This is a genomic window from Pseudomonas sp. Larv2_ips, assembly GCF_963879675.1.
In the GTDB taxonomy this organism is placed as follows: Bacteria; Pseudomonadota; Gammaproteobacteria; order Pseudomonadales; family Pseudomonadaceae; genus Aquipseudomonas.
The window spans coordinates 458,685-479,791 of the sequence record NZ_CAWOAW010000006.1; the positions used below are offsets into that span (position 1 = coordinate 458,685).

A 21,107-nucleotide genomic window follows, 5' to 3' on the forward strand; every position below is an offset into this window, starting at 1 on the left:
ACCGTCAGCCTTTTGCAATGAGCCGCGAGTTGCGCTCGTTGCGAAAGGCCAATTGCTCGATGGTTTGGGTGGCGTGCTCGGCTTCTTCGCGCGCTTGCAGGATGATGCCGTGCTGCTCGGACTTGCTGCACACCGGGTCGGCGTTGCTCGCGTCCCCCGTGAGCATGAACGCCTGGCAGCGGCAGCCGCCGAAGTCCTTTTCCTTTTCATCGCATGAACGGCACGGCTCGGGCATCCAGTCGTAGCCGCGAAAGCGGTTGAAGCCAAACGAGTCGTACCAGATGTGCTGCATGCTGTGGTCGCGCACGTTGGGAAATTGCACCGGCATTTGTCGGGCACCGTGGCAGGGCAGGGCGGTGCCGTCCGGCGTTACGGTAAGAAAGATACTGCCCCAGCCGTTCATGCAGGCTTTTGGGCGTTCTTCGTAGTAGTCCGGTGTAACGAAGATCAGCTTGCACGGGTGACCTTGGGCTTCGAGCTTGGCCCGGTACTCGTTGGTGATGCGTTCGGCGCGCACCAGCTGTTCTTTGGTCGGCAACAACCCCACACGATTGAGCTGCGCCCAACCGTAGAACTGGCAGGTAGCAAGCTCGACGAAGTCTGCTTCCAGTGCGATGCACAGCTCGATGATGCGGTCGATCTTGTCGATATTGTGCCGATGCGTGACGAAGTTCAGCACCATCGGATAGCCATGCGCCTTCACCGCGCGGGCCATTTCCAGCTTTTGCGCGAAGGCTTTTTTCGACCCGGCCAACAGGTTGTTCACTTGCTCGTCGCTGGCTTGAAAGCTGATCTGAATGTGATCCAGGCCGGCTTTCTTGAAGTCGCTGATTTTCTGCTCGGTGAGGCCGATGCCGGAGGTGATCAGGTTGGTGTAGAAGCCCAGCTTGCGCGCTTCGGCAATCAGTTCGGCGAGGTCCTGGCGTACCAGCGGTTCACCGCCGGAGAACCCCAGTTGTGCCGCGCCCATCTCCCGGGCTTCGCGAAACACTTTGATCCATTGCTCAGTGCTCAGCTCCTTGCCCTGCTCGGCGAAATCCAGCGGATTTGAGCAGTACGGGCATTGCAACGGGCAACGGTAAGTCAGCTCGGCGAGCAGCCACAGCGGCAGGCCAACAGGTGGCTTTTCAGGCAAGTTCGATCCAGTGCTCAGCACGGGCGACCTCCATGAAATCCTCGATGTCTTGACCGAGTTCAGGTACGCCGGGGAATTGTTTATCCAGCTCAGCGATGATGGCAGCCACGTCGCGTTCGCCATCGATCAGACCACCGATCAACGCGGCGCTGTCGTTGAGCTTGATCATGCCTTCGGGGTAGAGCAATACGTGGCCTTTTTGCGCGGGCTCGTACTGGTAGCGATAGCCCTGGCGCCAGGTCGGTGTTCTGCTGCGATCAAAGCTCATAGGGTGATCCCTTTATGCCATACACGCTGATCAGTCACGCTGTGATACGGCGGGCGGTTCAGTTCGTAGGCCATACTCATGGCATCCAGCATGCTCCACAAAATGTCGAGTTTGAACTGGAGAATCTCCAGCATGCGCTCCTGACCTTCGCGAGTGGTGTAGTGCTGCAACGTGATCGCCAAACCGTGCTCCACATCGCGACGGGCCTGGCCCAGGCGAGTGCGGAAATACTCATAACCGGTTGGGTCGATCCACGGATAGTGCTGCGGCCAGCTGTCGAGGCGCGACTGGTGGATCTGCGGCGCGAACAGCTCGGTCAACGAGCTGCTGGCGGCTTCTTGCCAACTGGCACGGCGGGCAAAGTTGACGTAGGCATCCACGGCAAAACGCACGCCGGGCAGCACCAGTTCCTGGGACCGCAGCTGGTCCGGGTCCAGACCAACGGCCTGGCCCAGACGCAACCAGGCTTCAATGCCGCCGTCTTCGCCGGGAGCACCGTCGTGGTCGAGCAGGCGCTGGATCCATTCGCGACGGATTTCACGGTCCGGGCAATTGGCCAGGATCGCGGCGTCTTTCAGCGGGATATTCACCTGATAGTAGAAGCGGTTGGCGACCCATCCCTGGATCTGCTCGCGGGTGGCGCGGCCTTCATACATCGCCACGTGGTACGGGTGATGGATATGGTAAAAGGCGCCCTTGGCACGCAAGGCTTGCTCGAACTCGGCGGGCGTCAGCGGTGTGTCAGTCATGTGGTCTGCTCCTACAATTCAATGCTCATGCCGTCGTAAGCCACTTCGACGTTACGCCGTGCCAGCTCGGCGCGTTCGGGGGAGTCTTCATCGAGGATCGGGTTGGTGTTGTTGATGTGGATCAGCACCTTGCGCTGCTCGGGCAACTGCTCCAGCACTTCGAGCATGCCGCCGGGGCCGTTCTGAGCCAGGTGGCCCATCTCGCGACCGGTGCGGGTGCCGACGCCACGGCGCTGCATTTCATCGTCGTCCCACATCGTGCCATCCACCAGCAAGCAATCGCTGCCGGCCATGATCTCCAGCAATGGCGCGTCAACCTTGCCCAGCCCAGGGGCGTAAAACAGTTTGCCGCCGGTGCGCAGGTCTTCGACGATCAGGCCGATGTTGTCGCCTGGGTGCGGGTCGAAGCGGTGCGGCGAGTAGGGCGGCGCGGCGCTGCGCAATGGCAGCGGCGTGAAACGCAGGTTGGGGCAGGCCGGGATGGTGAAGCTGGCGTCCAGCTCGATGCGGTTCCAGGCCAGGCCGCCGTTCCAGTGCGTGAGCATGGTGAACAGCGGGAAACCGCTACTCAAATCTTCATGGACCATGTCGGTGCACCACACCTGGTGCGGGCAGCCTTCGCGCAGGCTCAACAGGCCGGTGGTGTGGTCGATCTGGCTGTCCATCAGGATGATCGCGCTGATACCGGTATCGCGCAGCGCGCGGCCGGGTTGCATCGGGGCGAAGCCTTGCAGTTGCGCGCGGATATCCGGCGAAGCGTTGCACAGTACCCAATTCACGCCATCGTCGGAGATCGCGATGGACGACTGAGTGCGCGCCTGGGCCCGTAGGCTGCCGTCACGAAAACCTGCGCAGTTCACGCAGTTGCAGTTCCACTGCGGGAAGCCACCGCCGGCGGCGGAACCTAGAATCTGGACAAACATGATTGCTCCATCACGCAAAGCTCAAAACAAAAACGCCCCGGGCGAACCGAGGCGTTGTATTACTCAGCCAATCAACGGCTGGCGAAGTACATGGTGACTTCGAAACCGATACGCAGATCAGTGTAAGCAGGCTTGGACCAGGTCATATTCATACTCCTACGAAGGGATGGGACGTTCACTACTCATACATATAGTCCACCTCCAATCGGAGATGTTCAGAGGTGTGCGTATGAATGTTACGCAATTCTTTTCAAGTTAGCGCTGTCTTGGTGGCAAAAGCCTTTTGCAGGGCCAGCAATGATCAGCCTGCCGTTTGCCAGGAACCGTCGATGGGCGGGCCGTTAGCCACGCAGCGCCAACCGCCTGCAGCGTCATTGAGCTGCCCTGCGGCACGTTGCAGATCCTCGCGCGTGCAGGTTTGGATCAACTGCTGAAGCGGCGCCAGATAACCCGACGAATGGCCAGCCAACTGCGCCTGCCAGAGCAGCTCGGCGGCTTGGGCGATCGGTAATGCCTGGGCCGTGAATTGCTCTGCCAGGGTTTGGTTGCCCAGTTCGGCGCTGTTGTCGATCAACGCCGGAAGCTGCGCCAGGAAGGTCTTCACGTGCTCGAAGATCCCGGCCAAGGAAACGCTTGGGGATTGCACGCCAAACAGCAGGCCGGTTTGCCCGTTGATCTGTCGGATGCCGCTGAACACGGCGTAGCCGACTTGCAGTTCGACCCGCAGTTTTTGGTAAAACGGCCCCTGTAGCAGATGCCCGAGCAGTCGCCATGCCGCTTCATCGGCCAGGGATTGGCTTGGCGTTGGGCAAAACAGCAGCAACGCGGCTTCGCGGGCGTCGGTGTTCACTTCGTGCCAGAGTCGCTGGCCGTCGAGGGTTTTCGGCGTGTGTTCGAAGCTTGCCGGCTGGCCTGGCAATCGCGTGGCTGCGGTTTTGATCGCCGCTTCACAGGCAGCGGGCAAACCTGTTCCCAGGCCCTGCCAGCGTGCGGTGGTCCATGACGCTGGCGTCTCGCCGGCCCCGGAAGCGATGCCGGCACAGCAGGCAGGCAACGCCTTGAGCAGTTCCCGAATGGCAATCATCGGCGTTTGTGCGGGTGACAACAGCGGCCCACAGAACTGGCTCAGGTTAAGCGCCAGCGCCTCGACCACAGCCGCGATTGGTTGGTGAAGGCCGACTATTTTCACCCGCCAGTCATTGGCGAGGGTTTCGAAGGCCAATTCGACGCCCGCCTGACGGGTCTGCTCACGCAACGGCTGCAACGCATTTTCCAGGCCTGCGGGTACCAACGAATCAAAGCGCCATTGCAGGTACAGCGCGCCTTCATCGGTGCTATCCGCCAAGGCCTGGCTGAAAGTCAGCGCCGCCACTTCCCGTCGTCCCCGCGAGCGATCCTGGGCGAACGTGCGCAAGCCACGGTGGGCGCTGGTCTGGCCGCGAATCAGGCCGGCGCGCTCTTGCTTGACCGCTGGGCGCAGAAAGGGGTTATTGGGCGGCAACTGCCAAGCGTGCTCGGAGGGCGGCAGGTGCAGTGAATCGAGCAGGTTCTTCAGGGCCGCCACGCCCTGTTCCGATAGAGCCTCGCTGTCGTTCCGAGCCAGGGCCAGGGCGCCCTGGATTTGCTGCTGGCGAGCGTTCAGCAAGGCGAACTCTTCTCGCAACGGCGTCCAGTCGCTCTGTGCGAAAAAGCTCAGCCAGTCGTGCAATAGCGTTTCGATCCGAGTAGCCGACCCGTCTTGAGCGATGAGGAAAAAGTCGATATCCAGCAACGCTTGCCCGGCGAAGTGATACAGCACGGACGCGCGCAGTGCGTGGGCCAGGTTTCGCGTCCGCAGCTCGGCCAGTAACCCGCCGGGCGCTGAGGCGTTCAGCCAGGTGCAGAGAAAATCCAGCGCTTCGCGGGGCACGTCACAGGCAATGACGTGGTGCCGATGATTATCGGCGGTGTATTGGTAACTCACGGCCTGATCGGGCAACAGCGAAGGCGGCTCGGCCTGTGGGTGCAAAGGCCCGCAGGCCAATGCCTCGCTGAATCGCTGCGCCAAGGCTTGCAGCTCGTCCAGCGGCTGCGGGCCGGCCAGGCTCAACGTCATCTGCCCGCTCTGATAGAAGTGCGTGTGAAATGCGCGCAGTGCTTGCTGAAAAGCCTCACGCTCCACCGGCAGGCTGTCTCGGTTGCCGGCGTGAAAGCCGCGCAGTGGGTGATTGGCGGCCAAGCCCTCCAGCAGCGCGACCTGTTGCTGAGCCTGGGCATCCTGGGACCATGCAACAAACTCTGCGTGCAACACTTCGCGCTCACGCATCTGGTCTTCAATTGCCAGGCGCGGGTGGGCCAACATGTCCGCCAGGCGCTCCAGCCCGTCGGCAAAGGTCGCCAGCGGCAATTCAAAGAAAAAGTCCGTCGTACGCTCCTGGGTACTCGCGTTGACCTGCCCGCCATGGCGCTGCACGTAGGCCATCAGCCCTTCATGTGCAGGAAAACGCTGTGTGCCGAGAAACAACAAATGCTCAAGAAAGTGCGCCAGACCCGGCCAGGCCAAGGGCACGTCATGGCTGCCGGCAGCCACGCGCAGCACCGCAGCGCAACGCTTCAGACGTGGCGCATGGCGCAGGGAAACCCGCAGGCCATTAGCCAGGGTCAGGTGAAGGTGATGAGGGTGGGCCGGCGCAGGCATGGGCACTTCCGAAACGTAGGAGGTGGCCATGTTATCAAACCGCTGACGAACCGGCTGGGTCAGGGCTTGTGCAATGCGCCGTACAGCTCCGGGCGCCGGTCTTGCAGGTAGTGGTTGGCGGCGCGGGCGTCGAGGATGGACTGGCGGTCCAGCGCACCGACGATCAACGTCTCATCCAGCCCGGCCTGGGCGATGCGCTGGCCATTCGGCGCGGCGATGCTGCTTTGCCCGCAATACTGAATCTCGCCTTCCTGCCCGCAGTAGTTGGCGTAGGCCACATAACACTGGTTTTCAAAGGCCCGCGCCCGCACGGTGACGTCGGCGATAAAGTCGAACGGCACCATATTGGCAGTCGGCACCAGGATCAGCTCGGCACCGGCCAGCGCCAGGCGACGGGTATTTTCCGGAAACTCCAGGTCGTAGCAGATCAAGAAGCCAAGCTTCCAGCCGTTCAATTCCACCACCGGGAAATCATCTTCCCCGGCACTGAACATCGAGTGGTCCAGGTCGCCAAACAAGTGGGTCTTGCGGTAGTTGCACAGGCGCTGGCCGTGGGCGTCGATCAACTGTACGGCGTTATAGATCTGCCCGTCCTCGGCCCGCTCCGGGTAGCCGTACAGAATCGCCAGCCCGGCGCTTTTGGCCAGTGTGGCAATCGCTTGCGCGGATGGCCCATCCTGAGGTTCGGCAAGGGCGCCGACCGCTTCGGCGCCGATGTTGTAGCCGCTGAGAAACATCTCTGGCAGCACCAGCACATCGGCATCCGAGGCCTCATGCGCCAGTTGGTGCAGGCGCTTGAGGTTACCGGCCACATCCAGTGGCAGCGGCGGGCATTGGTACAGGGCAACGCGCATGCTCAACTCCTTAATCGGCCAGGGCGATTGGGCCGATTTCGTCAAAGACATCACCTGGGCCCGGGTTCTCCGGATGCGTGCTGCCGCCGAAGTGGGTCATGATGCCCCACACTGCGTTCAGCGAGGTTTGCACCGCGCCTTCGACCCAGGCAGGCGTCCAGGACACGTCATCACCGGCGATGAAAATCCCGCGTTGTTCGGCGGGCATGTCCTTCTGCATGAAGTGCGCATACATCCGCTGGTTGTAGCGATAGTGGCCGGGCAACGCGCCCTTGAAAGCCCCGAGGAAATGCGGGTCGGCTTCCCACGACACGGTGATCGGGTCGCCGATGATGCGCGCCTTGATGTCGACTTTCGGGTAGATCTTTTTCAACGCATCCAGGGCCAGCTTCACGCGCTTATCGATGGGCTGCGGGAGCATTTTCAGCGCGTCGCTCATCCACGAATACGACAGGCAAATCACGCCGGGCTTGTCGTCGCCGTTGTCGAACAGGTAAGTACCACGGGTCAGGCGATCGGTGAGCGTCATGCTCATCAGGTCGCGACCGGTTTCCGGGTCTTTGTCTTTCCAGAACGGACGGTCGACCATCACGAAGGTTTTCGACGATTGCATGTAGCGCGTGCGGTCCAGGGCCATCCACATTTTCTGCGAGAACAGGGTTTCGTCGCATTCGATCTGGGTGGTCAGCAGCCAGCTTTGGCAGGTGGTCAGCACGGCGGCGTATTCACGGGTGTCGCCGTAGTTGTCGGTCACGGCGAAGCGGCCATCGGCGGCGTGGGCTATGCGGCTCACACCGGCCCGAGGCGCGCCGCGATGCAACGAGCTGAGGCTGGTGCCGGCCGGCCAGTGCGCACAACGCTCGGGCACGTGGCGCCAGATGCCCATGGGCACTTGCGCCACGCCGCCGACCACCAGGTGCTGGTGGTCGTCGCAGTTAGTCATCACTACGCGGAAGATTTCCAGCATCGAGTTGGGGAAATCCGAGTCCCAGCCACCCGTGCCGAAACCTACCTGGCCAAACACTTCGCGGTGCGCGAACGAGAGTTTGGCAAAGGCCTTGGATGTAGCGACGAAGTCATAGAAGGTGCGGTCGTCCCACAGCGGCACGAGCTTGTTCCACAGCGCTTTGAGGCGCGGCACGTCGCGGTCGCGGATGGCTTGCTGGATGTCACCGAACTGCGAACCGGCTTCCAATGCATCGGCCCAGGCGTCGGCAACTTCCTGGAACAGCACCGGCAAGTCCGAGAGTTTTTGTGCGTAATGAGTCTGGCCTTCCAGGTCGATCACCGTGCTCCCGGAGGCCGGCGTCAGCGGGTTGGGGAAGGGTTTGGTCTCCAGGCCCAGCTTGTCCACATAGTGGTAGAACGCGGTCGACGACACCGGAAAACGCATGCCGCCCAACTCGGCGATGATGCCCTCCGCCCCTTCAAATGCTTGGGAACGCAAGCGGCCGCCCATCTTCGAGGCTTCGTACACCACTGGCTTGAGGCCCAGCTTCATCAGCTCGTAAGCGGCCACAAGACCCGCGATCCCCGCACCGACAATCGCCACCTCAGCGCCATGGTTGGCGGCCGGAATACTGCCCAGGCCGGCCGGATGCTCAATCCAGTCATCAAAGGCAAACGGAAAGTCCGGGCCGAAGATGGTGATGGGTTTTTTACCGTCGGCGGGGTGGCGATGGGTCTTGCTGATGGTGCTGGACGGAATGCTCATGGCTGACCTTACTGGCGACTCGGCGGGATGTGGCCCGTTGAGTATAGGAAAAGATGGCAGCCAGTTTAGGGAGCGTAGCGTTCGTTAATAAGACGCAAAGTGTCGTCGTATTGGATTGTTTTCAGTCAGAGTGACGAAGAGGGTGGTCAGACTGGCTGACCACGGTCCAATTTGTTACTGAGAATGATCGACGTGGTGGTTTTTTCCACGCCATCGACACTGCCGATCTGGTCCAGCAATTGATCCAGTTGCTCCGGTGAATCGGTGCGCAGCCAGGCCACGTAATCAAATTCGCCACTCACCGCACACAGCTGCTGCACCTGCGCCATTGCACTCAACCGACGCAACACTTCCTTGCCCGAGCGCGCTTGCACGGTGATCCCGACATACGCCTGCAAGCCACCATCGACCACACGCTGCCCGAGGCGCACGCCATAACCGGTAATCACCTGGGTTTTCTCCAGGCGCGCCAGGCGCGACGTCACCGTGGTGCGCGCGATGCCCAACTGTCGGGCGAGCATGGCCACGCTTTCACGGGCGTTGATCTGCAAGGCGGCGATCAGTTGGCGATCGATTTCATCGAGGACGGGCAAGGGCAGGGCTCCAGTGCGGGCGGCAATGGGTCGCCATGTTACAGGCTTGTGCCCGTCTGGAGCGCTGTGATCTGCGAGATCAAGGCGCCTTGCAGACTTTCGCGGCGGCGGGATCGTTCGGGATAAACGAGTCCGGCGCGCCAGGCTTGAGCACTGCGTAGCCACGGCGCCACGGTTGGTCGTCGATCAGGTTCCAACGATGGCCGGTGCCGGTGTTGTCTTCGGCAACCAGCACTTCACCGGGGTGCAGAGTGAACGTCTCGCCGCCTCGGGTGGCGAAGGCCAGGGTGCCGGACAGCGTCATGACGTATTGCGGCTCGGGATCGTTATGCCAATCGTAAGAAGCGTGCGCCGGGGTTGTCTTGAAATGAATGGCAGTGACGTCGTTGCGCATGCTCTGGTCGATGGTGCCCTCCAGCACGTGCGATGCGTTATCTGCGCCGGTGCAGAGTTTGTACGCCTTGATGGTGGCCGGAGCGGGCGATGCTGCGTGTGCGTTGCCCAGGGTTGCGAGGGTGATGGCAAGAGCGCCTGCGGTGCGCAGGCTGAGGGTAAAAATAGACTGGACTAAGGCGCGGGGTGAACGGTTGGCGTGTGGCATGGAGCCGGGTTCCTCGTGCTTGTTGAGTGGCCGGCCATGGTCTGTGCCGCAGCAGTTGAGGACAATTAACAAATCTTTCATTGCAGACAATTGCGTGAGAGCCAGCGTCCCCTTTTCCATACGCCAGACACGCGAAAGCCGCGCAATGCGCGGCTTTTTTGTTTGGTGGGCCCACACGGACTTGAACCGTGGACCAAAGGATTATGAGTCCTCTGCTCTGACCAACTGAGCTATAGGCCCTTGTAACAGGTCGCGGATTATAACGATGGTTTCCCTGCTGTGCCATCCGAAAAGTCTGAAACGCTCAGATGAAGAAAAGCCTCGGCAAAAAGCTCGGGCGGCAGGGGCAGGCTGACGATGTAGCCTTGCATCTGTTCACAGCCCTCGGCGGCAAGAAAGGCTTGTTGCGCGGGGTTTTCCACGCCTTCGGCGATGATGGTGAATTGCATGCTGTGGCCCAGGGCGATGATGGCGCGCACGATGGCGGCGTCGTGTGGATCGTCGGGCAAGCCGCGCACGAAGGACTGGTCAATCTTGAGGAAATCCAGCGGCAGGCGCTTGAGGTAGCTGAGGGATGAATAGCCGGTGCCGAAATCGTCAATCGCCAGCTGCACGCCCAGGCGTTTGAGTTGGTGCAGCACTTCCAGGGCTTCCTCGGCCTGGCTCATGATGAAGTTTTCGGTGATCTCCAATTGAAGGCAGCCGGGCTCCAGGCGGTAGTCGCGCAGCAGCTGTTCGATGCGCGCGAGCAGGTTGGGGTGGCGCAGTTGTGCGCCGGCAAGGTTGACCGACAGGGGGCCGAAGCCCTCATAAACCGTTTGCCAGGCGTGCAGCTGTTGGCAGGCTTGTTCCAGTACCCAATCGCCGATTTGCAGGATCATGCCGTTTTCTTCGGCGAGGGCGATGAAATGCTCAGGCGGCACGTCGCCAAAGGTTGGATGGCGCCAGCGGATCAGGGCTTCGGCGCCGATCAGTTCCTGGGTGATCAGGCTCAGCTTGGGTTGGTAATACAAAAATAACTCTTCACGCTCGATGGCGCGGCGCAGTTCGTGTTCCAGGGCCACGCGCTCGTTGGCTTGGGCGGTGAGGTCACGGGTATAGCTTTCGACGCGGTTGCGGCCCTTGGCCTTGGAGCGGTACATCGCCGCGTCGGCGTTTTTCACCAGGGTGGCGACGTCAGTGCCGTCCTGCGGGTACAGGCTGGTGCCGATACTCGCGCTGATAAAGAATTCATGCTCGCCGGCCTGGAACGGCGGCGTGAAGCAGGCCAGCAGCTTATTGGCCAGGTGCTCGGCATCGCTGGCGTGTTGCAGGCCGGGCAGCAGGATGATGAACTCATCGCCGCCCAGGCGTGCCACGGTGTCGACATCGCGCAGTTGCTCCTTGAGGCGCACGGCGATGTCCTTGAGCAGCAGGTCGCCGACGGGGTGGCCGAGGCTGTCATTGATGTGTTTGAAACGGTCCAGGTCGAGAAACAGCACCGCGCCTTGGTTGCCGCTTTCCTGCTGGCCATTCAGTGCGGCCTGCAACCGGCTTTCGAACAGGGTGCGGTTGGGCAATCCGGTCAGTGGGTCATGGTGTGCCTGGTAGTCGAGGCGCGCCTGGGCGTGCTTGAGGCTGGAGATGTCGGCAAACACGGCGACAAAATGGGTGATCAATTGCTCACGGTTGCGCACGGCACTGATGGTCAGCCAACTGGGGTACAGCTCGCCGTTCTTGCGGCGGTTGGAAATCTCGCCCTGCCAGTGCCCTTGGGCGGTCAACTGGTGCCACATGGCCGCGTAGAAGGCGCTGTCGTGCAGGCCGGAGGCGAGCAGGCGCGGCGTGCTGCCGAGGGCTTCGGCTTCGCTGTACCCGGTGATTTCGCTGAACGCGCGGTTGACGGCACTGATGTTCTGTCGGGTGTCGGTGATCAACACACCCTCGGCAGTGCTCTCGAATACCGTGGCGGCCTGTTGCAGTTTTTCCTGCATGAACTGGCGTTCGGTGATGTCTCGCGCAATGGTCAGCATGCAATCTTCATCGCCGATGGGCAGCGGCCGACTGGACACTTCGCAGAGGCGAATCTGCCCGTCGTTGCGGCGTATATGGCAGACGAAATCGCGCACAAACCCATCGCGACGCATCAGTTCCAGCATGTGCTTGCGCTCGTTCAGGTCGACCCAGATGCCCAGGTCCAGGGTTGACTGGTCGAGCGAGGTCACACTGGTGAAACCGGTAAGTCGGCTGAAGCCCTCATTCACTTCAATCAGCAGCCCATCACGTTGACGGCTCAGCAGCAGGCCATCGGGTGAGGCGTGGAAGGCCTTGGCGAATTTCTCTTCCGAGGTTTGCAGTTGTTGCTGGGTTTTCTTGAGTTGGGTGATGTCGCGCACCACCACCACCAAGGCCTCGGTGGTGTCGAGTTGGAACGGTTCCGCCGAGATCAGCCCGGTAAACGCCTGGCCATTGCTGCGTCGGAACGACATCTCGAGGTTGCGGATGCTGGTGGTCTGCACGCGTTGCAACAGGTCGGGCCCGACGCCCGGAATGCCCCAGATATTCAATTCTGTGGCGGTCTTGCCCACCACGTCCTCGGCGCTCAGGCCGATCTGGTCTTCGAACGCCTTGTTGACCTCCAGCAGGCAGCCATCGGACATCCGCGCAATCACCAGGATGTCCGGACATTGCTGGAACACCGAGGCAAATTTCTGCTCGGAAAGCTGCAGGGCTTCTTCGGTGCGCTTGGCTTCGCTGATATCGATCATCAAGCCGCGCAGCACCGGCTCGTGGCCGTGCTCGATAAGGCTGACAATGTCGCGTACCCACAGGCAGCGCCCGTCGGCGGTGATGACTCGGTAATCGAGGCTGTGGTCGCGGTTGGCACGGGTTTCTCGGTAGCAGTAGGCCTCGGCGCGGGTCAGGTCGGCGGGGTGGATAATGTTGCGCCAGAACCCTGGAATCAGCCAATGCGCGCGGGGGTAGCCGAGCAGGTCCTCGGCATGCGGCGACACGTAGCTGTAGGTGAAGTCTGTGATGCTGGCTTCCCAGGCAATGGCGGACAGGCTCTCCACCAGGCCGCGGTAGTGGTATTCGCTGCTGCGCAGTTCTTGCTCAAGGGCCACCCGCCGGGATATTTCCGAACTGAGCCGACGATTGATTCGAATCACGATGGCCAGCACGGTACTCAACAGCAGCACGGCTGGCAGGCCGTACATCAACAGGTCGGCCCAGAATGTGCGGTGATCGGTGAAGCTGCCTACCCAGTGTTGCTGGATGGCGTCGGTTTCGTCTGAGCTGAGGTCGGCGAGCACCTTGTCCAGGATACCCACCAGCATTTTCTCATCGCGCGGAACGCCCATTGCCAGTTGATAGCGGTAGGGCGTTTCACCGCTGACGTATAACCCATCGAGTTTGAGTTGGCGCAGGCTCCAGACGCTGGAGGCGAGGTCACCGACGACAGCATCCACTTCATCAGTGGCCAGGGCTTGCAGCGTCGAGCTGACGTTGGGCATGGCCACCAGATTGAGGTCGGGATGATGGGTGCGCAGCAGTTCGTGAGGTGCGTAGTTTTCCACCACGGCGATCTTCAGCCCGTAAAGGTCCTTGAGGTTGCGCGGTTTGGCGCCGCCTTCGTGGGCGAGGATGACAATGGGAAAGTCCAGATAAGGCCGTGTGAAGGCCAGGAAACCCTGGCGCTCCGGGGTGGACATGATGCCGGGCAGCAGGTCGAGCTGGTTGTTTTTGGCCTGTTCGAGCACGGCGGTCCAGTTGGCGGGCTCGATCAGTTTGATCCTGACGCCCAAGCGGTCCTGGATCAGGCGTACATAGTCGGCGGCAAGGCCCTGATAACGACCATTTTCGTCACGGTATTCGAAGGGTGGCCAAGAGGTGTCCACTCCCAGTCGCAGCTCCTGATGGTCCGCCAGCCAGCCACGCTCTTCATCGGTGAGAGTCAACGCGCCAGCCGTTGCGGTCCAGGTGAGCAGCGACAGCAGTATCACGGTCGGCAGTCTGGGCATAACGGTCTCGTTATGGCACGGGGAATGTTTCGAGTGTAGACGGGCATTGCGGGGGAGGGGTGTTGCGCGGCAGTTAATCTGTAGAAAGTGATCTGCACAAAGCAAAACCCCCGGCCTGGGCCGGGGGTTCTGGTATCACTCGTCGAGGAAGGAGCGCAGATGCTCGCTTCGCGTCGGGTGGCGCAGCTTGCGCAGTGCCTTGGCTTCGATCTGACGGATCCGCTCACGGGTCACGTCAAACTGCTTACCGACTTCCTCAAGGGTGTGGTCGGTATTCATGTCGATGCCGAAACGCATGCGCAGTACCTTGGCTTCACGGGCAGTGAGGCCGGACAGTACGTCGCGAGTCGCTTCTTTCAGGCTCTCAACAGTGGCGACATCGATTGGCGACTGCATGGTCGAGTCTTCGATGAAGTCACCCAGATGGGAGTCTTCGTCATCACCAATCGGCGTTTCCATGGAGATCGGCTCTTTAGCGATCTTCAATACCTTGCGGATTTTATCCTCAGGCATTTCCATGCGTTCGCCCAGCTCTTCCGGGGTCGGTTCGCGACCCATTTCCTGCAACATCTGCCGGGAAATACGGTTGAGCTTGTTGATTGTCTCGATCATGTGCACCGGAATACGGATGGTGCGGGCCTGGTCGGCGATCGAGCGAGTGATCGCCTGACGGATCCACCAGGTGGCATAAGTCGAGAACTTGTAGCCGCGACGGTATTCGAACTTGTCCACAGCCTTCATCAAGCCGATGTTGCCTTCCTGGATCAGATCGAGGAATTGCAGGCCACGGTTGGTGTACTTCTTGGCGATGGAGATCACCAGACGCAAGTTCGCTTCAACCATCTCTTTCTTCGCGCGGCGGGCTTTGGCCTCACCGATCGACATGCGACGGTTGATGTCCTTGATTTCGGCAATCGTCAGACCGGTTTCAGTCTCAAGCGCAGTCAGCTTCTGCTGGCAACGGATGATATCGGGCTGCAGACGACCAATGGCTTCGGCGTATTTCGCCTTGCCTTTGGCCAGTGCGTCGGTCCAGCTTTCGTCAACTTCGTTGCCCGGGAACTGGCGCAGGAAGTCAGCACGCGGCATGCGCGCATCACGTACGCACAGCTGCATGATTGCGCGCTCTTGGGCACGCAGACGCTCAAGGGCACTGCGAACACGCTCAACCAGGCCTTCGAATTGCTTCGGCACCAGCTTGATCGGCATGAACAGCTCAGCCAGGGCGATCAGCTCGGCAATGGCCTGCTTGTTGCCACGACCGTGCTTTTTCAGGGCCTTGCGGGTGATTTCCATTTGATCGGAAACCGCACCGAAACGCTGGGCAGCGATGATCGGGTCCGGACCGCTTTCAACTTCATCTTCGTCGTCGCTGCTGGCTTCAGCATCGTCGTCTTCGGAATCGTCGTCGGCTTTCGCGGCTTTCGCATCGACAGGCGGCGGTACTTCGGCAGCAGGCGGCGCAATGCCATCGTCCGGGTCGATATAACCGCTCAGAACGTCGGACAGGCGGCCACCTTCGGTGGTAACGCGGGTGTACTCGGAGAGAATGTGGTCAACCGTGCCAGGGAAGTGCGCAATTGCGCCCATCACTTCACGGATGCCCTCTTCGATACGCTTGGCGATTTCAATTTCGCCTTCGCGTGTCAGCAACTCGACCGTACCCATTTCACGCATGTACATGCGCACAGGGTCCGTCGTGCGACCGATATCGGTCTCCACTGCTGCCAACGCTGCTGCTGCCTCTTCGGCCGCGGCCTCGTCAGTATCGGCGTCGGCCAGCATAAGGGAATCCTTATCTGGCGCAGTTTCGAATACGTTGATCCCCATGTCGTTAATCATGCGGATGATGTCTTCCACCTGCTCTGGATCTGAAATATCCTCAGGCAGGTGGTCGTTGACCTCGGCGTAAGTCAGGTAACCCTGCTCACGACCCAGTGTGATCAACTCTTTGATACGAGACTGCTGTTGCGCTTTTCCGGACATAACACCCTATCCACTGAAGGTCTTGGCGGGCAAAAAACAAGCCGAGGATTATACCCGAGCTATGACCTCACACGCCAGCTGAGGTCGGGTTTGATGCGGAAACATTCTGTTTTAAGAGGTCGCGCATCTGTTTTGCTATCTGAATCTGCTCTTCAGCCGATAATCCCGGCTGCCTTGCTCTCTTGATGAGTTCATCGAGGGTCTGCGTGTGCTGACCCGCGGATAACCTAGTAATGGTGTCTAAAAACTGTTGTTCAAGGTTATCGCCGTCAATTAGCCACTCCTTTTCTGCGAGTGCTTTCAAGAGGCGGCCTTGTTCGGTGCCATGCCAGCGAGCCATCAACTGAATTGAGTTTAGCTTAGGATTTTTCTGTACCGCCTCGATCAAGGCGATCAGTACCTGAGCGTACGTGTTGCTCTCGTTGGCAAAATGATCGGCGCTCTCAACTTTCTTCGCCAATTGCGGGTAGTGGATCAGCGTGCGCAACGCAATAAGCGTCGGGGCTTCCACCGCCACCGGTGTGCGTGGCGCGTAGGCCTCATCGCGATCACCGCGCTTGCCGTTCTTGCTCCAGGGTTTCTTGTCCCATTTCTTGCCGCCGGCGCCGGGTTTCTTCGGTGTCCACTCCTGCTGGGGCGCGTAGGCCTCCTGCGGTTGGTGAAAGTCCGAGTAATCCGGCATGGCGTCGTAATCCATGCCTGGGTCGTAAGCCGGCGGTGCGTCTTGCGGTGCGTTGTGCACCAGCTGGCTGACGGCCTCGCCACTCAAGCCGGTGATTTCCAGCAGGCGCATGCGCATCAGTGATTTCAGGTTGGCGCCCGGCACTTTGTCGATCAACGGCGCCGCGAGCGTGGCCATGTGGGCCTTGCCTTCAAGGGAGCGCGGGTCGGCTTCTTCGGTCAATTGCTGGAAGAAATAGTCCGCCAGCGGCTGCGCATGTTGATTGATGCGCGCGCGGAACGCGTCGGTGCCTTCGGAGCGCACCAGGGTGTCCGGGTCTTCACCTTCCGGCAGAAACAGAAAACGTGCACGGCGGCCATCCTGCAGGCTCGACAGCGTGGCCTCGAGCGCGCGCCAGGCGGCGTTGCGGCCGGCCTGGTCGCCGTCGAAGCAGAACAGCACGCTGGGCACCACGCGAAACAGGCGCTTCATGTGTTCTTCGCTGGTGGCGGTGCCCAGGGTGGCCACGGCATTGCGCAGTCCTTGCTGGGCGAGGGCGATCACGTCCATGTAGCCCTCAACCACGATGATTTCATCGAGGTTGCGGTTGTTTTTACGCGCTTCGAACAGGCCGTAGAGTTCCTGACCCTTGTGAAACACTGGGGTTTCCGGGGAGTTCAGGTACTTGGGCTTATCGTCGCCGAGCACGCGGCCGCCGAACGCGATGATCCGGCCACGGCTGTCGCGGATCGGAAACATCACGCGGTCGCGGAAGCGGTCATAGCGCTTGCCGGTCTCGGCGTTTTCCACCAGCAGGCCAGCGTCGATCATGGCTTTCTGCTGCAGGGTGTCGCTGCTCAGGTGCTTGTAGAGGTTGTCCCAGCCTGGCGGCGCGAAACCGAGGCCGAAGTCCCGGGCAATTTCACCGGTGAGGCCGCGCCCCTTGAGGTATTCGACAGCGGCCTTGCGCTGCGGATGGCTTTTGAGCGCCTGACGGTAGAAGTCGGCAGCGGCCGTCAGCAGCGGGTACAGCGGCGAGTCGGTGGGTTGCCGCGGTTTGTGCGGGCGGCCACTCTCTTCGCGGGGGATTTCCATGCCGGCGGCTTTGGCCAGGTCCTCGATAGCCTGGGGGAAGTCCAGGTTGTCGTGGTCCATGAGAAAGCCGAGGGCATTGCCGCCCGCGCCGCAGCCGAAGCAGTAGTAGAACTGCTTGTCGGGGCTGACGCTGAACGAGGGGGTCTTTTCTTTGTGGAACGGGCAGCAGGCGGTGTAATTCTTGCCGGCTTTTTTCAATTGCACGCGCGAGCTGACAACATCGACGATGTCGGTGCGGTTCAGAAGGTCGTCAATAAAGCTCTGGGGAATTAGCCCGGCCATGGCGTTCTCGTCATCACTGCGTATCAATGAGGCCCGCGAAGTGCTCAGGCGCACACATTGTGCGGCTCGATCAACTGTCGTCTGGTTGGGCTGTCAGGGAGTGTATCTGCCGAACATTCACTGACGTTAATTTCTATCAGTGTTCGGCCTGGAAATGTTGCCCGGGCGTCCGGTGTTGGCCAATGGCGGGCCTCGGAAACGCATCGTTGGGCACAGCCGACACAGTTGATCGTCTGTTTGAAGAATGAGTGTGCTCGTCAGTAGCCTTGTTAGGCTCGTCAGAAGAGACGCGCACCGCTGGCAAAAGAGCCAGTCCTGACGTGTGAAGCAGTGTCTCGGTCGCGTGTGCGGCGTCGACGGTGAAGCATCAAGCGATATCCGCAAATGCCAATAGCCCGGCTGAGGGCCGGGCTTGGCAGAAGCTTGCTACGTAAGTCTGTGTATTAGTACAGACGAACGGCGCGGCGCTGCTCGCGCTGAACTTTCTTAGCGTGACGCTTAACAGCGGCTGCTGCTTTGCGCTTACGCTCAGAAGTTGGCTTCTCATAAAATTCGCGGCTACGAACTTCAGCCAGAACACCGGCTTTTTCGCAGGAGCGCTTGAAACGACGCAGAGCTACGTCGAAGGGTTCGTTCTCTTTTACTTTGACGGCTGGCATCCAGAGCTACCTTCTTTCATTACCGGGAATCAACGTTCTCGTCGCAAAAAATTCGCGGCTGAGGTCGTCGGTTTTTAAGGGTTGCGGATGTTAACCCCTCATTGCCCGGAATGCAAAGCCTCTGATCGAAAACCGCTAGTCGGGAGGGGGAGTGGCGACTATTATGCGCGCCTTCGAATTCAGCCTCTACAAGGCGCAAACCCATGCTAGTACTGGGACTTGAAACCTCCTGCGACGAAACCGGTGTCGCACTTTACGACAGTGAACGCGGGCTTTTGGCCGATGCACTGTTCAGCCAGATCGACCTGCACCGCGCCTATGGCGGCGTGGTGCCGGAGCTCGCCAGCCGCGATCACGTCAAGCGCATGCTGCCGTTGATTCGCCAGGTGCTGGACGAGGCGGGCTGCGTGCCGACCGAGATCGACGCGATTGCCTACACCGCCGGCCCCGGATTGGTCGGAGCCCTGCTGGTTGGGGCTTCTTGCGCCCAGGCGCTGGCGTTCGCCTGGGGCATTCCGGCCCTCGGCGTGCACCACATGGAAGGCCATTTACTGGCGCCCATGCTGGAAAAAACACCGCCACAGTTCCCGTTCGTCGCTTTGTTGGTTTCGGGTGGGCATACGCAGCTGGTTCAGGTCGATGCGATTGGCCAATACACGCTGCTGGGTGAGTCTCTGGACGATGCCGCCGGTGAAGCGTTCGACAAGACGGCGAAGATGATGGGCCTCAATTATCCCGGCGGTCCGGAAATTGCGCGTCTTGCCGAAAAAGGCGTGCCGGGCCGTTACACCTTTCCGCGCCCGATGTGCGATCGCCCGGGCCTGATGTTCAGCTTCAGCGGCTTGAAAACCTCCGCACTCAACACCTGGCAGCAAAGCGTCAGCGCCGGGGACGACAGTGAGCAAGCCCGTTGCGACATCGCACTGGCGTTCCAGCAGGCCGTGGTGGAGACTTTGACCATCAAGTGCAAGCGCGCCCTGAAACAGGCGGGCATGAAGCGCCTGGTGATTGCAGGCGGCGTCAGCGCCAACAAAGCGCTGCGCACCTCGTTGGAAAAAATGCTCGGCGACATGCACGGCGACGTGTTTTATGCGCGCCCTGAGTTTTGCACCGACAACGGCGCAATGATCGCCTACGCCGGTTGCCAGCGTCTGCAAGCCGGGCAGCACGAAAGCCTGGCGATCAGCGTGCAGGCACGCTGGCCGATGGAGCAACTTTCACCGCTGTAAGGGCTCACGTGAGCCGGGCTCATCGAACGTATTTAAAAATGCCGTTCGCGCCCGGCAAACAGGTCGCGTAAATTGCCGCGGTGGCGCCAGACGATCAGCAGCGTCAGCACGCTCATCGGCAACAGCGCTGCAGGCGCCTGCCAGGCCAGCAATGGCAGGGTGAGCGGCGTGGCGATCAGTGCGGCCAGCGAGCTGGTGCGGGTCAGGTAGAACGTCAACAGCCAGGCCAGCACCGCCAGCAGCGCCGCTGGAGGGTAAATCCCCAGCAGCATGCCGGCCGCCGTGGCGACACCCTTGCCGCCGCGAAAGCGGAAGTACAGCGGAAACAGATGGCCGAGGACAGCGCACACGCCCACCCAGGCCTGCTGTTGCAGGGTGAGGCCGGCGAGGCTGGCGATGAGTACGGGCAACAGGCCCTTGCAGATATCGCCCAGCAGCGTCAGCACGGCGAGTTTTTTGCCGGCCAGGCGCAACATGTTGGTGGCACCGGCATTGCCTGAGCCACTCATTCGCGGGTCGGGATTTCCCGTCAGGCGGCTGAGCAAAATGGCGAAGGACAGCGAGCCGAGCAGGTAGGCGAGAATCGCCAGTGACCAAAACATGCTAACTATTCCGGGCGAGGACGCCCTGATTCTAACGGGGCAACGCGCCCTTGTCGTGCTGCGGAGAAGAGCTTGGACAGAGTGTTTATCGAAGGCCTGGAAGTCGACACCGTGATCGGGGCCTACGACTGGGAGCGCGGCATCAAGCAATGCCTGCGCCTGGACCTGAGTTTCGCCTGGGACAATCGCCCTGCCGCCGCGGGCGACGACCTGACCCTGGCGCTCGATTACGCCAGCGTGTCCGCGCGTATTCAGGCCTTCGCCGAGCAGTCCCAGTACCAGCTGGTAGAAACCTTCGCCGAACGCCTGGCTGAAGTGTTGATGAGCGAATTCCAGATTCCCTGGTTGCGCCTCAAGCTGACCAAGCCGGGTGCCGTGCCGGCAGCCAAAGGCGTGGGCGTGGAGATCGAGCGCGGATGTCGCTAACTCAGGTTTACCTTGGTCTTGGCAGCAATATCGAGCGCGAGCGCCATCTGCGCGCCGGCCTGGATGCACTGGCGAGCTTCTTGACGGATGTGCGCTGCTCACCTGTGTTCGAAAGCCAGCCGGTGGGGATCAAAAGCGGACTGTTTTTCAACCTGGTGGTGTCGGCCTATACCGACTTGCCGTTGATGGAGCTGGATCGCCGGTTGAAATTCATCGAGGCTGACAATGGCCGCTATGCACCGGACCGCAAAGGGCTACCGTTGGACATCGACGTGCTGTTGTACGGCGAATTAGTCGGGAATTTTGACGGCTTGATCCTGCCGCGCGCAGAAATCCTCAAAAACGCTTTTGTGTTATGGCCCCTGTCTTTGATGGCGCCGGAGCGCGTGCATCCTGAGGTGGGCAAGACATTGGCCGAGCTGTGGCGCGATGCGCAGATCGACCAGGTGCTGGCACCTGTCGCGTTTGAATGGCAAAACCAGCCACTCACCCCGAAAAATCTCCTGTAACGCCCGTCTGCCCGGATTCAAAGGTGGACGCTGGCTCGCAAATCCAGTGGCGAGCGGGCTTGCCCCGCGTCGGACTGCGTAGCAGCCCCACAACAGGCGCTGAGTTTTACCAGCAAATCTCAGTGCCTTTACTGGGGCTGCTG

Annotated in this window: 18 protein-coding genes and 1 tRNA gene; 3 read left to right on the forward strand and 16 right to left on the reverse strand. The window is 60.7% G+C overall.

What is annotated here, in order from left to right:
* Positions 1-4: 4 nt before the first annotated feature.
* The 15 genes from pqqE to rpsU form a co-directional block, all read right to left on the reverse strand.
* On the reverse strand, positions 5-1,135 hold the full coding sequence (pqqE, locus tag AACV02_RS03465) for a pyrroloquinoline quinone biosynthesis protein PqqE (protein WP_218911129.1): 1,131 nt from the start codon (positions 1,133-1,135) through the stop codon (positions 5-7).
* Positions 1,128-1,403 carry a pyrroloquinoline quinone biosynthesis peptide chaperone PqqD gene (gene pqqD / locus AACV02_RS03470; RefSeq protein ID WP_017138041.1) on the reverse strand — a complete coding sequence of 92 codons (276 nt, stop codon included), beginning with the start codon at positions 1,401-1,403 and terminating at the stop codon, positions 1,128-1,130. The genes pqqE and pqqD overlap by 8 nt, the downstream gene beginning before the upstream one ends.
* Positions 1,400-2,152, reverse strand: coding sequence for a pyrroloquinoline-quinone synthase PqqC (gene pqqC / locus AACV02_RS03475; protein WP_119737652.1), 753 nt, complete (start codon positions 2,150-2,152; stop codon positions 1,400-1,402). The genes pqqD and pqqC overlap by 4 nt, the downstream gene beginning before the upstream one ends.
* Before the next feature lie 11 nt (positions 2,153-2,163).
* Positions 2,164-3,075: a pyrroloquinoline quinone biosynthesis protein PqqB gene (gene pqqB, locus AACV02_RS03480; protein WP_119737654.1), complete on the reverse strand. Its 912-nt coding sequence runs from the start codon at positions 3,073-3,075 to the stop codon at positions 2,164-2,166.
* Positions 3,076-3,146: 71 nt separating this feature from the next.
* Positions 3,147-3,221, reverse strand: a complete 75-nt coding sequence (pqqA, locus tag AACV02_RS03485; RefSeq protein ID WP_003194766.1) for a pyrroloquinoline quinone precursor peptide PqqA — start codon at positions 3,219-3,221, stop codon at positions 3,147-3,149.
* A 155-nt stretch (positions 3,222-3,376) separates the two neighbouring features.
* Positions 3,377-5,752, reverse strand: a complete 2,376-nt coding sequence (gene pqqF / locus AACV02_RS03490) for a pyrroloquinoline quinone biosynthesis protein PqqF (protein WP_119737656.1) — start codon at positions 5,750-5,752, stop codon at positions 3,377-3,379.
* Between the two features lie 59 nt (positions 5,753-5,811).
* A complete protein-coding gene (locus AACV02_RS03495; protein WP_119737658.1) occupies positions 5,812-6,606 on the reverse strand; it encodes a carbon-nitrogen hydrolase family protein in 795 nt (264 codons plus the stop codon).
* A gap of 10 nt (positions 6,607-6,616) precedes the next feature.
* A complete protein-coding gene (locus AACV02_RS03500) occupies positions 6,617-8,299 on the reverse strand; it encodes a flavin monoamine oxidase family protein (RefSeq protein WP_119737718.1) in 1,683 nt (560 codons plus the stop codon).
* A 167-nt stretch (positions 8,300-8,466) separates the two neighbouring features.
* The gene (locus AACV02_RS03505; RefSeq protein ID WP_106575534.1) at positions 8,467-8,913 is read right to left on the reverse strand and encodes an Lrp/AsnC family transcriptional regulator; all 447 of its coding nucleotides are present in this window, start codon (positions 8,911-8,913) and stop codon (positions 8,467-8,469) included.
* 79 nt (positions 8,914-8,992) lie between these two features.
* The gene (locus AACV02_RS03510) at positions 8,993-9,514 is read right to left on the reverse strand and encodes a cupin domain-containing protein (protein ID WP_119737720.1); all 522 of its coding nucleotides are present in this window, start codon (positions 9,512-9,514) and stop codon (positions 8,993-8,995) included.
* 163 nt (positions 9,515-9,677) lie between these two features.
* Positions 9,678-9,754 (reverse strand) — tRNA-Ile (locus tag AACV02_RS03515).
* Between the two features lie 17 nt (positions 9,755-9,771).
* Positions 9,772-13,515, reverse strand: coding sequence for a bifunctional diguanylate cyclase/phosphodiesterase (locus tag AACV02_RS03520; protein ID WP_119737660.1), 3,744 nt, complete (start codon positions 13,513-13,515; stop codon positions 9,772-9,774).
* Between the two features lie 135 nt (positions 13,516-13,650).
* Positions 13,651-15,501 (reverse strand): RNA polymerase sigma factor RpoD, encoded by a 1,851-nt coding sequence (gene rpoD, locus AACV02_RS03525; protein ID WP_106575532.1) that lies wholly within the window; start codon positions 15,499-15,501, stop codon positions 13,651-13,653.
* Between the two features lie 67 nt (positions 15,502-15,568).
* A complete protein-coding gene (gene dnaG, locus AACV02_RS03530) occupies positions 15,569-17,539 on the reverse strand; it encodes a DNA primase (RefSeq protein ID WP_119737662.1) in 1,971 nt (656 codons plus the stop codon).
* A 443-nt stretch (positions 17,540-17,982) separates the two neighbouring features.
* Positions 17,983-18,198: a 30S ribosomal protein S21 gene (gene rpsU / locus AACV02_RS03535; RefSeq protein ID WP_002551877.1), complete on the reverse strand. Its 216-nt coding sequence runs from the start codon at positions 18,196-18,198 to the stop codon at positions 17,983-17,985.
* A gap of 203 nt (positions 18,199-18,401) precedes the next feature.
* On the opposite strand from rpsU, the gene tsaD reads away from it, so the two are divergent.
* Positions 18,402-19,427, forward strand: coding sequence for a tRNA (adenosine(37)-N6)-threonylcarbamoyltransferase complex transferase subunit TsaD (gene tsaD, locus AACV02_RS03540; RefSeq protein ID WP_119737664.1), 1,026 nt, complete (start codon positions 18,402-18,404; stop codon positions 19,425-19,427).
* 32 nt (positions 19,428-19,459) lie between these two features.
* Here the strand turns inward: tsaD and plsY are convergent, their stop codons facing one another.
* On the reverse strand, positions 19,460-20,029 hold the full coding sequence (gene plsY, locus AACV02_RS03545; RefSeq protein ID WP_094951989.1) for a glycerol-3-phosphate 1-O-acyltransferase PlsY: 570 nt from the start codon (positions 20,027-20,029) through the stop codon (positions 19,460-19,462).
* 72 nt (positions 20,030-20,101) lie between these two features.
* Between plsY and folB the strand changes: the two genes are divergently transcribed.
* Together folB and folK are read left to right on the forward strand one after the other, a co-directional pair.
* Positions 20,102-20,455 carry a dihydroneopterin aldolase gene (gene folB / locus AACV02_RS03550; protein ID WP_106575528.1) on the forward strand — a complete coding sequence of 118 codons (354 nt, stop codon included), beginning with the start codon at positions 20,102-20,104 and terminating at the stop codon, positions 20,453-20,455.
* Positions 20,446-20,964: a 2-amino-4-hydroxy-6-hydroxymethyldihydropteridine diphosphokinase gene (gene folK, locus AACV02_RS03555; protein WP_119737666.1), complete on the forward strand. Its 519-nt coding sequence runs from the start codon at positions 20,446-20,448 to the stop codon at positions 20,962-20,964. Before folB ends, folK begins: the two co-directional genes overlap by 10 nt.
* The last annotated feature ends 143 nt before the right edge of the window (positions 20,965-21,107 follow it).

Bases quoted from the DNA above. Each gene is read 5' to 3' on its own strand.
- pqqD (WP_017138041.1), bottom strand. From the start codon at position 1,403: ATGAGCTTTGATCGCAGCAGAACACCGACCTGGCGCCAGGGCTATCGC.
- pqqC (WP_119737652.1), bottom strand. From the start codon at position 2,152: ATGACTGACACACCGCTGACGCCCGCCGAGTTCGAGCAAGCCTTGCGT.
- pqqB (WP_119737654.1), bottom strand. From the start codon at position 3,075: ATGTTTGTCCAGATTCTAGGTTCCGCCGCCGGCGGTGGCTTCCCGCAG.
- pqqF (WP_119737656.1), bottom strand. From the start codon at position 5,752: ATGCCTGCGCCGGCCCACCCTCATCACCTTCACCTGACCCTGGCTAAT.
- AACV02_RS03495 (WP_119737658.1), bottom strand. From the start codon at position 6,606: ATGCGCGTTGCCCTGTACCAATGCCCGCCGCTGCCACTGGATGTGGCC.
- AACV02_RS03510 (WP_119737720.1), bottom strand. From the start codon at position 9,514: ATGCCACACGCCAACCGTTCACCCCGCGCCTTAGTCCAGTCTATTTTT.
- AACV02_RS03520 (WP_119737660.1), bottom strand. From the start codon at position 13,515: ATGCCCAGACTGCCGACCGTGATACTGCTGTCGCTGCTCACCTGGACC.
- rpoD (WP_106575532.1), bottom strand. From the start codon at position 15,501: ATGTCCGGAAAAGCGCAACAGCAGTCTCGTATCAAAGAGTTGATCACA.
- dnaG (WP_119737662.1), bottom strand. From the start codon at position 17,539: ATGGCCGGGCTAATTCCCCAGAGCTTTATTGACGACCTTCTGAACCGC.
- rpsU (WP_002551877.1), bottom strand. From the start codon at position 18,198: ATGCCAGCCGTCAAAGTAAAAGAGAACGAACCCTTCGACGTAGCTCTG.
- tsaD (WP_119737664.1), top strand. From the start codon at position 18,402: ATGCTAGTACTGGGACTTGAAACCTCCTGCGACGAAACCGGTGTCGCA.
- plsY (WP_094951989.1), bottom strand. From the start codon at position 20,029: ATGTTTTGGTCACTGGCGATTCTCGCCTACCTGCTCGGCTCGCTGTCC.
- folK (WP_119737666.1), top strand. From the start codon at position 20,446: ATGTCGCTAACTCAGGTTTACCTTGGTCTTGGCAGCAATATCGAGCGC.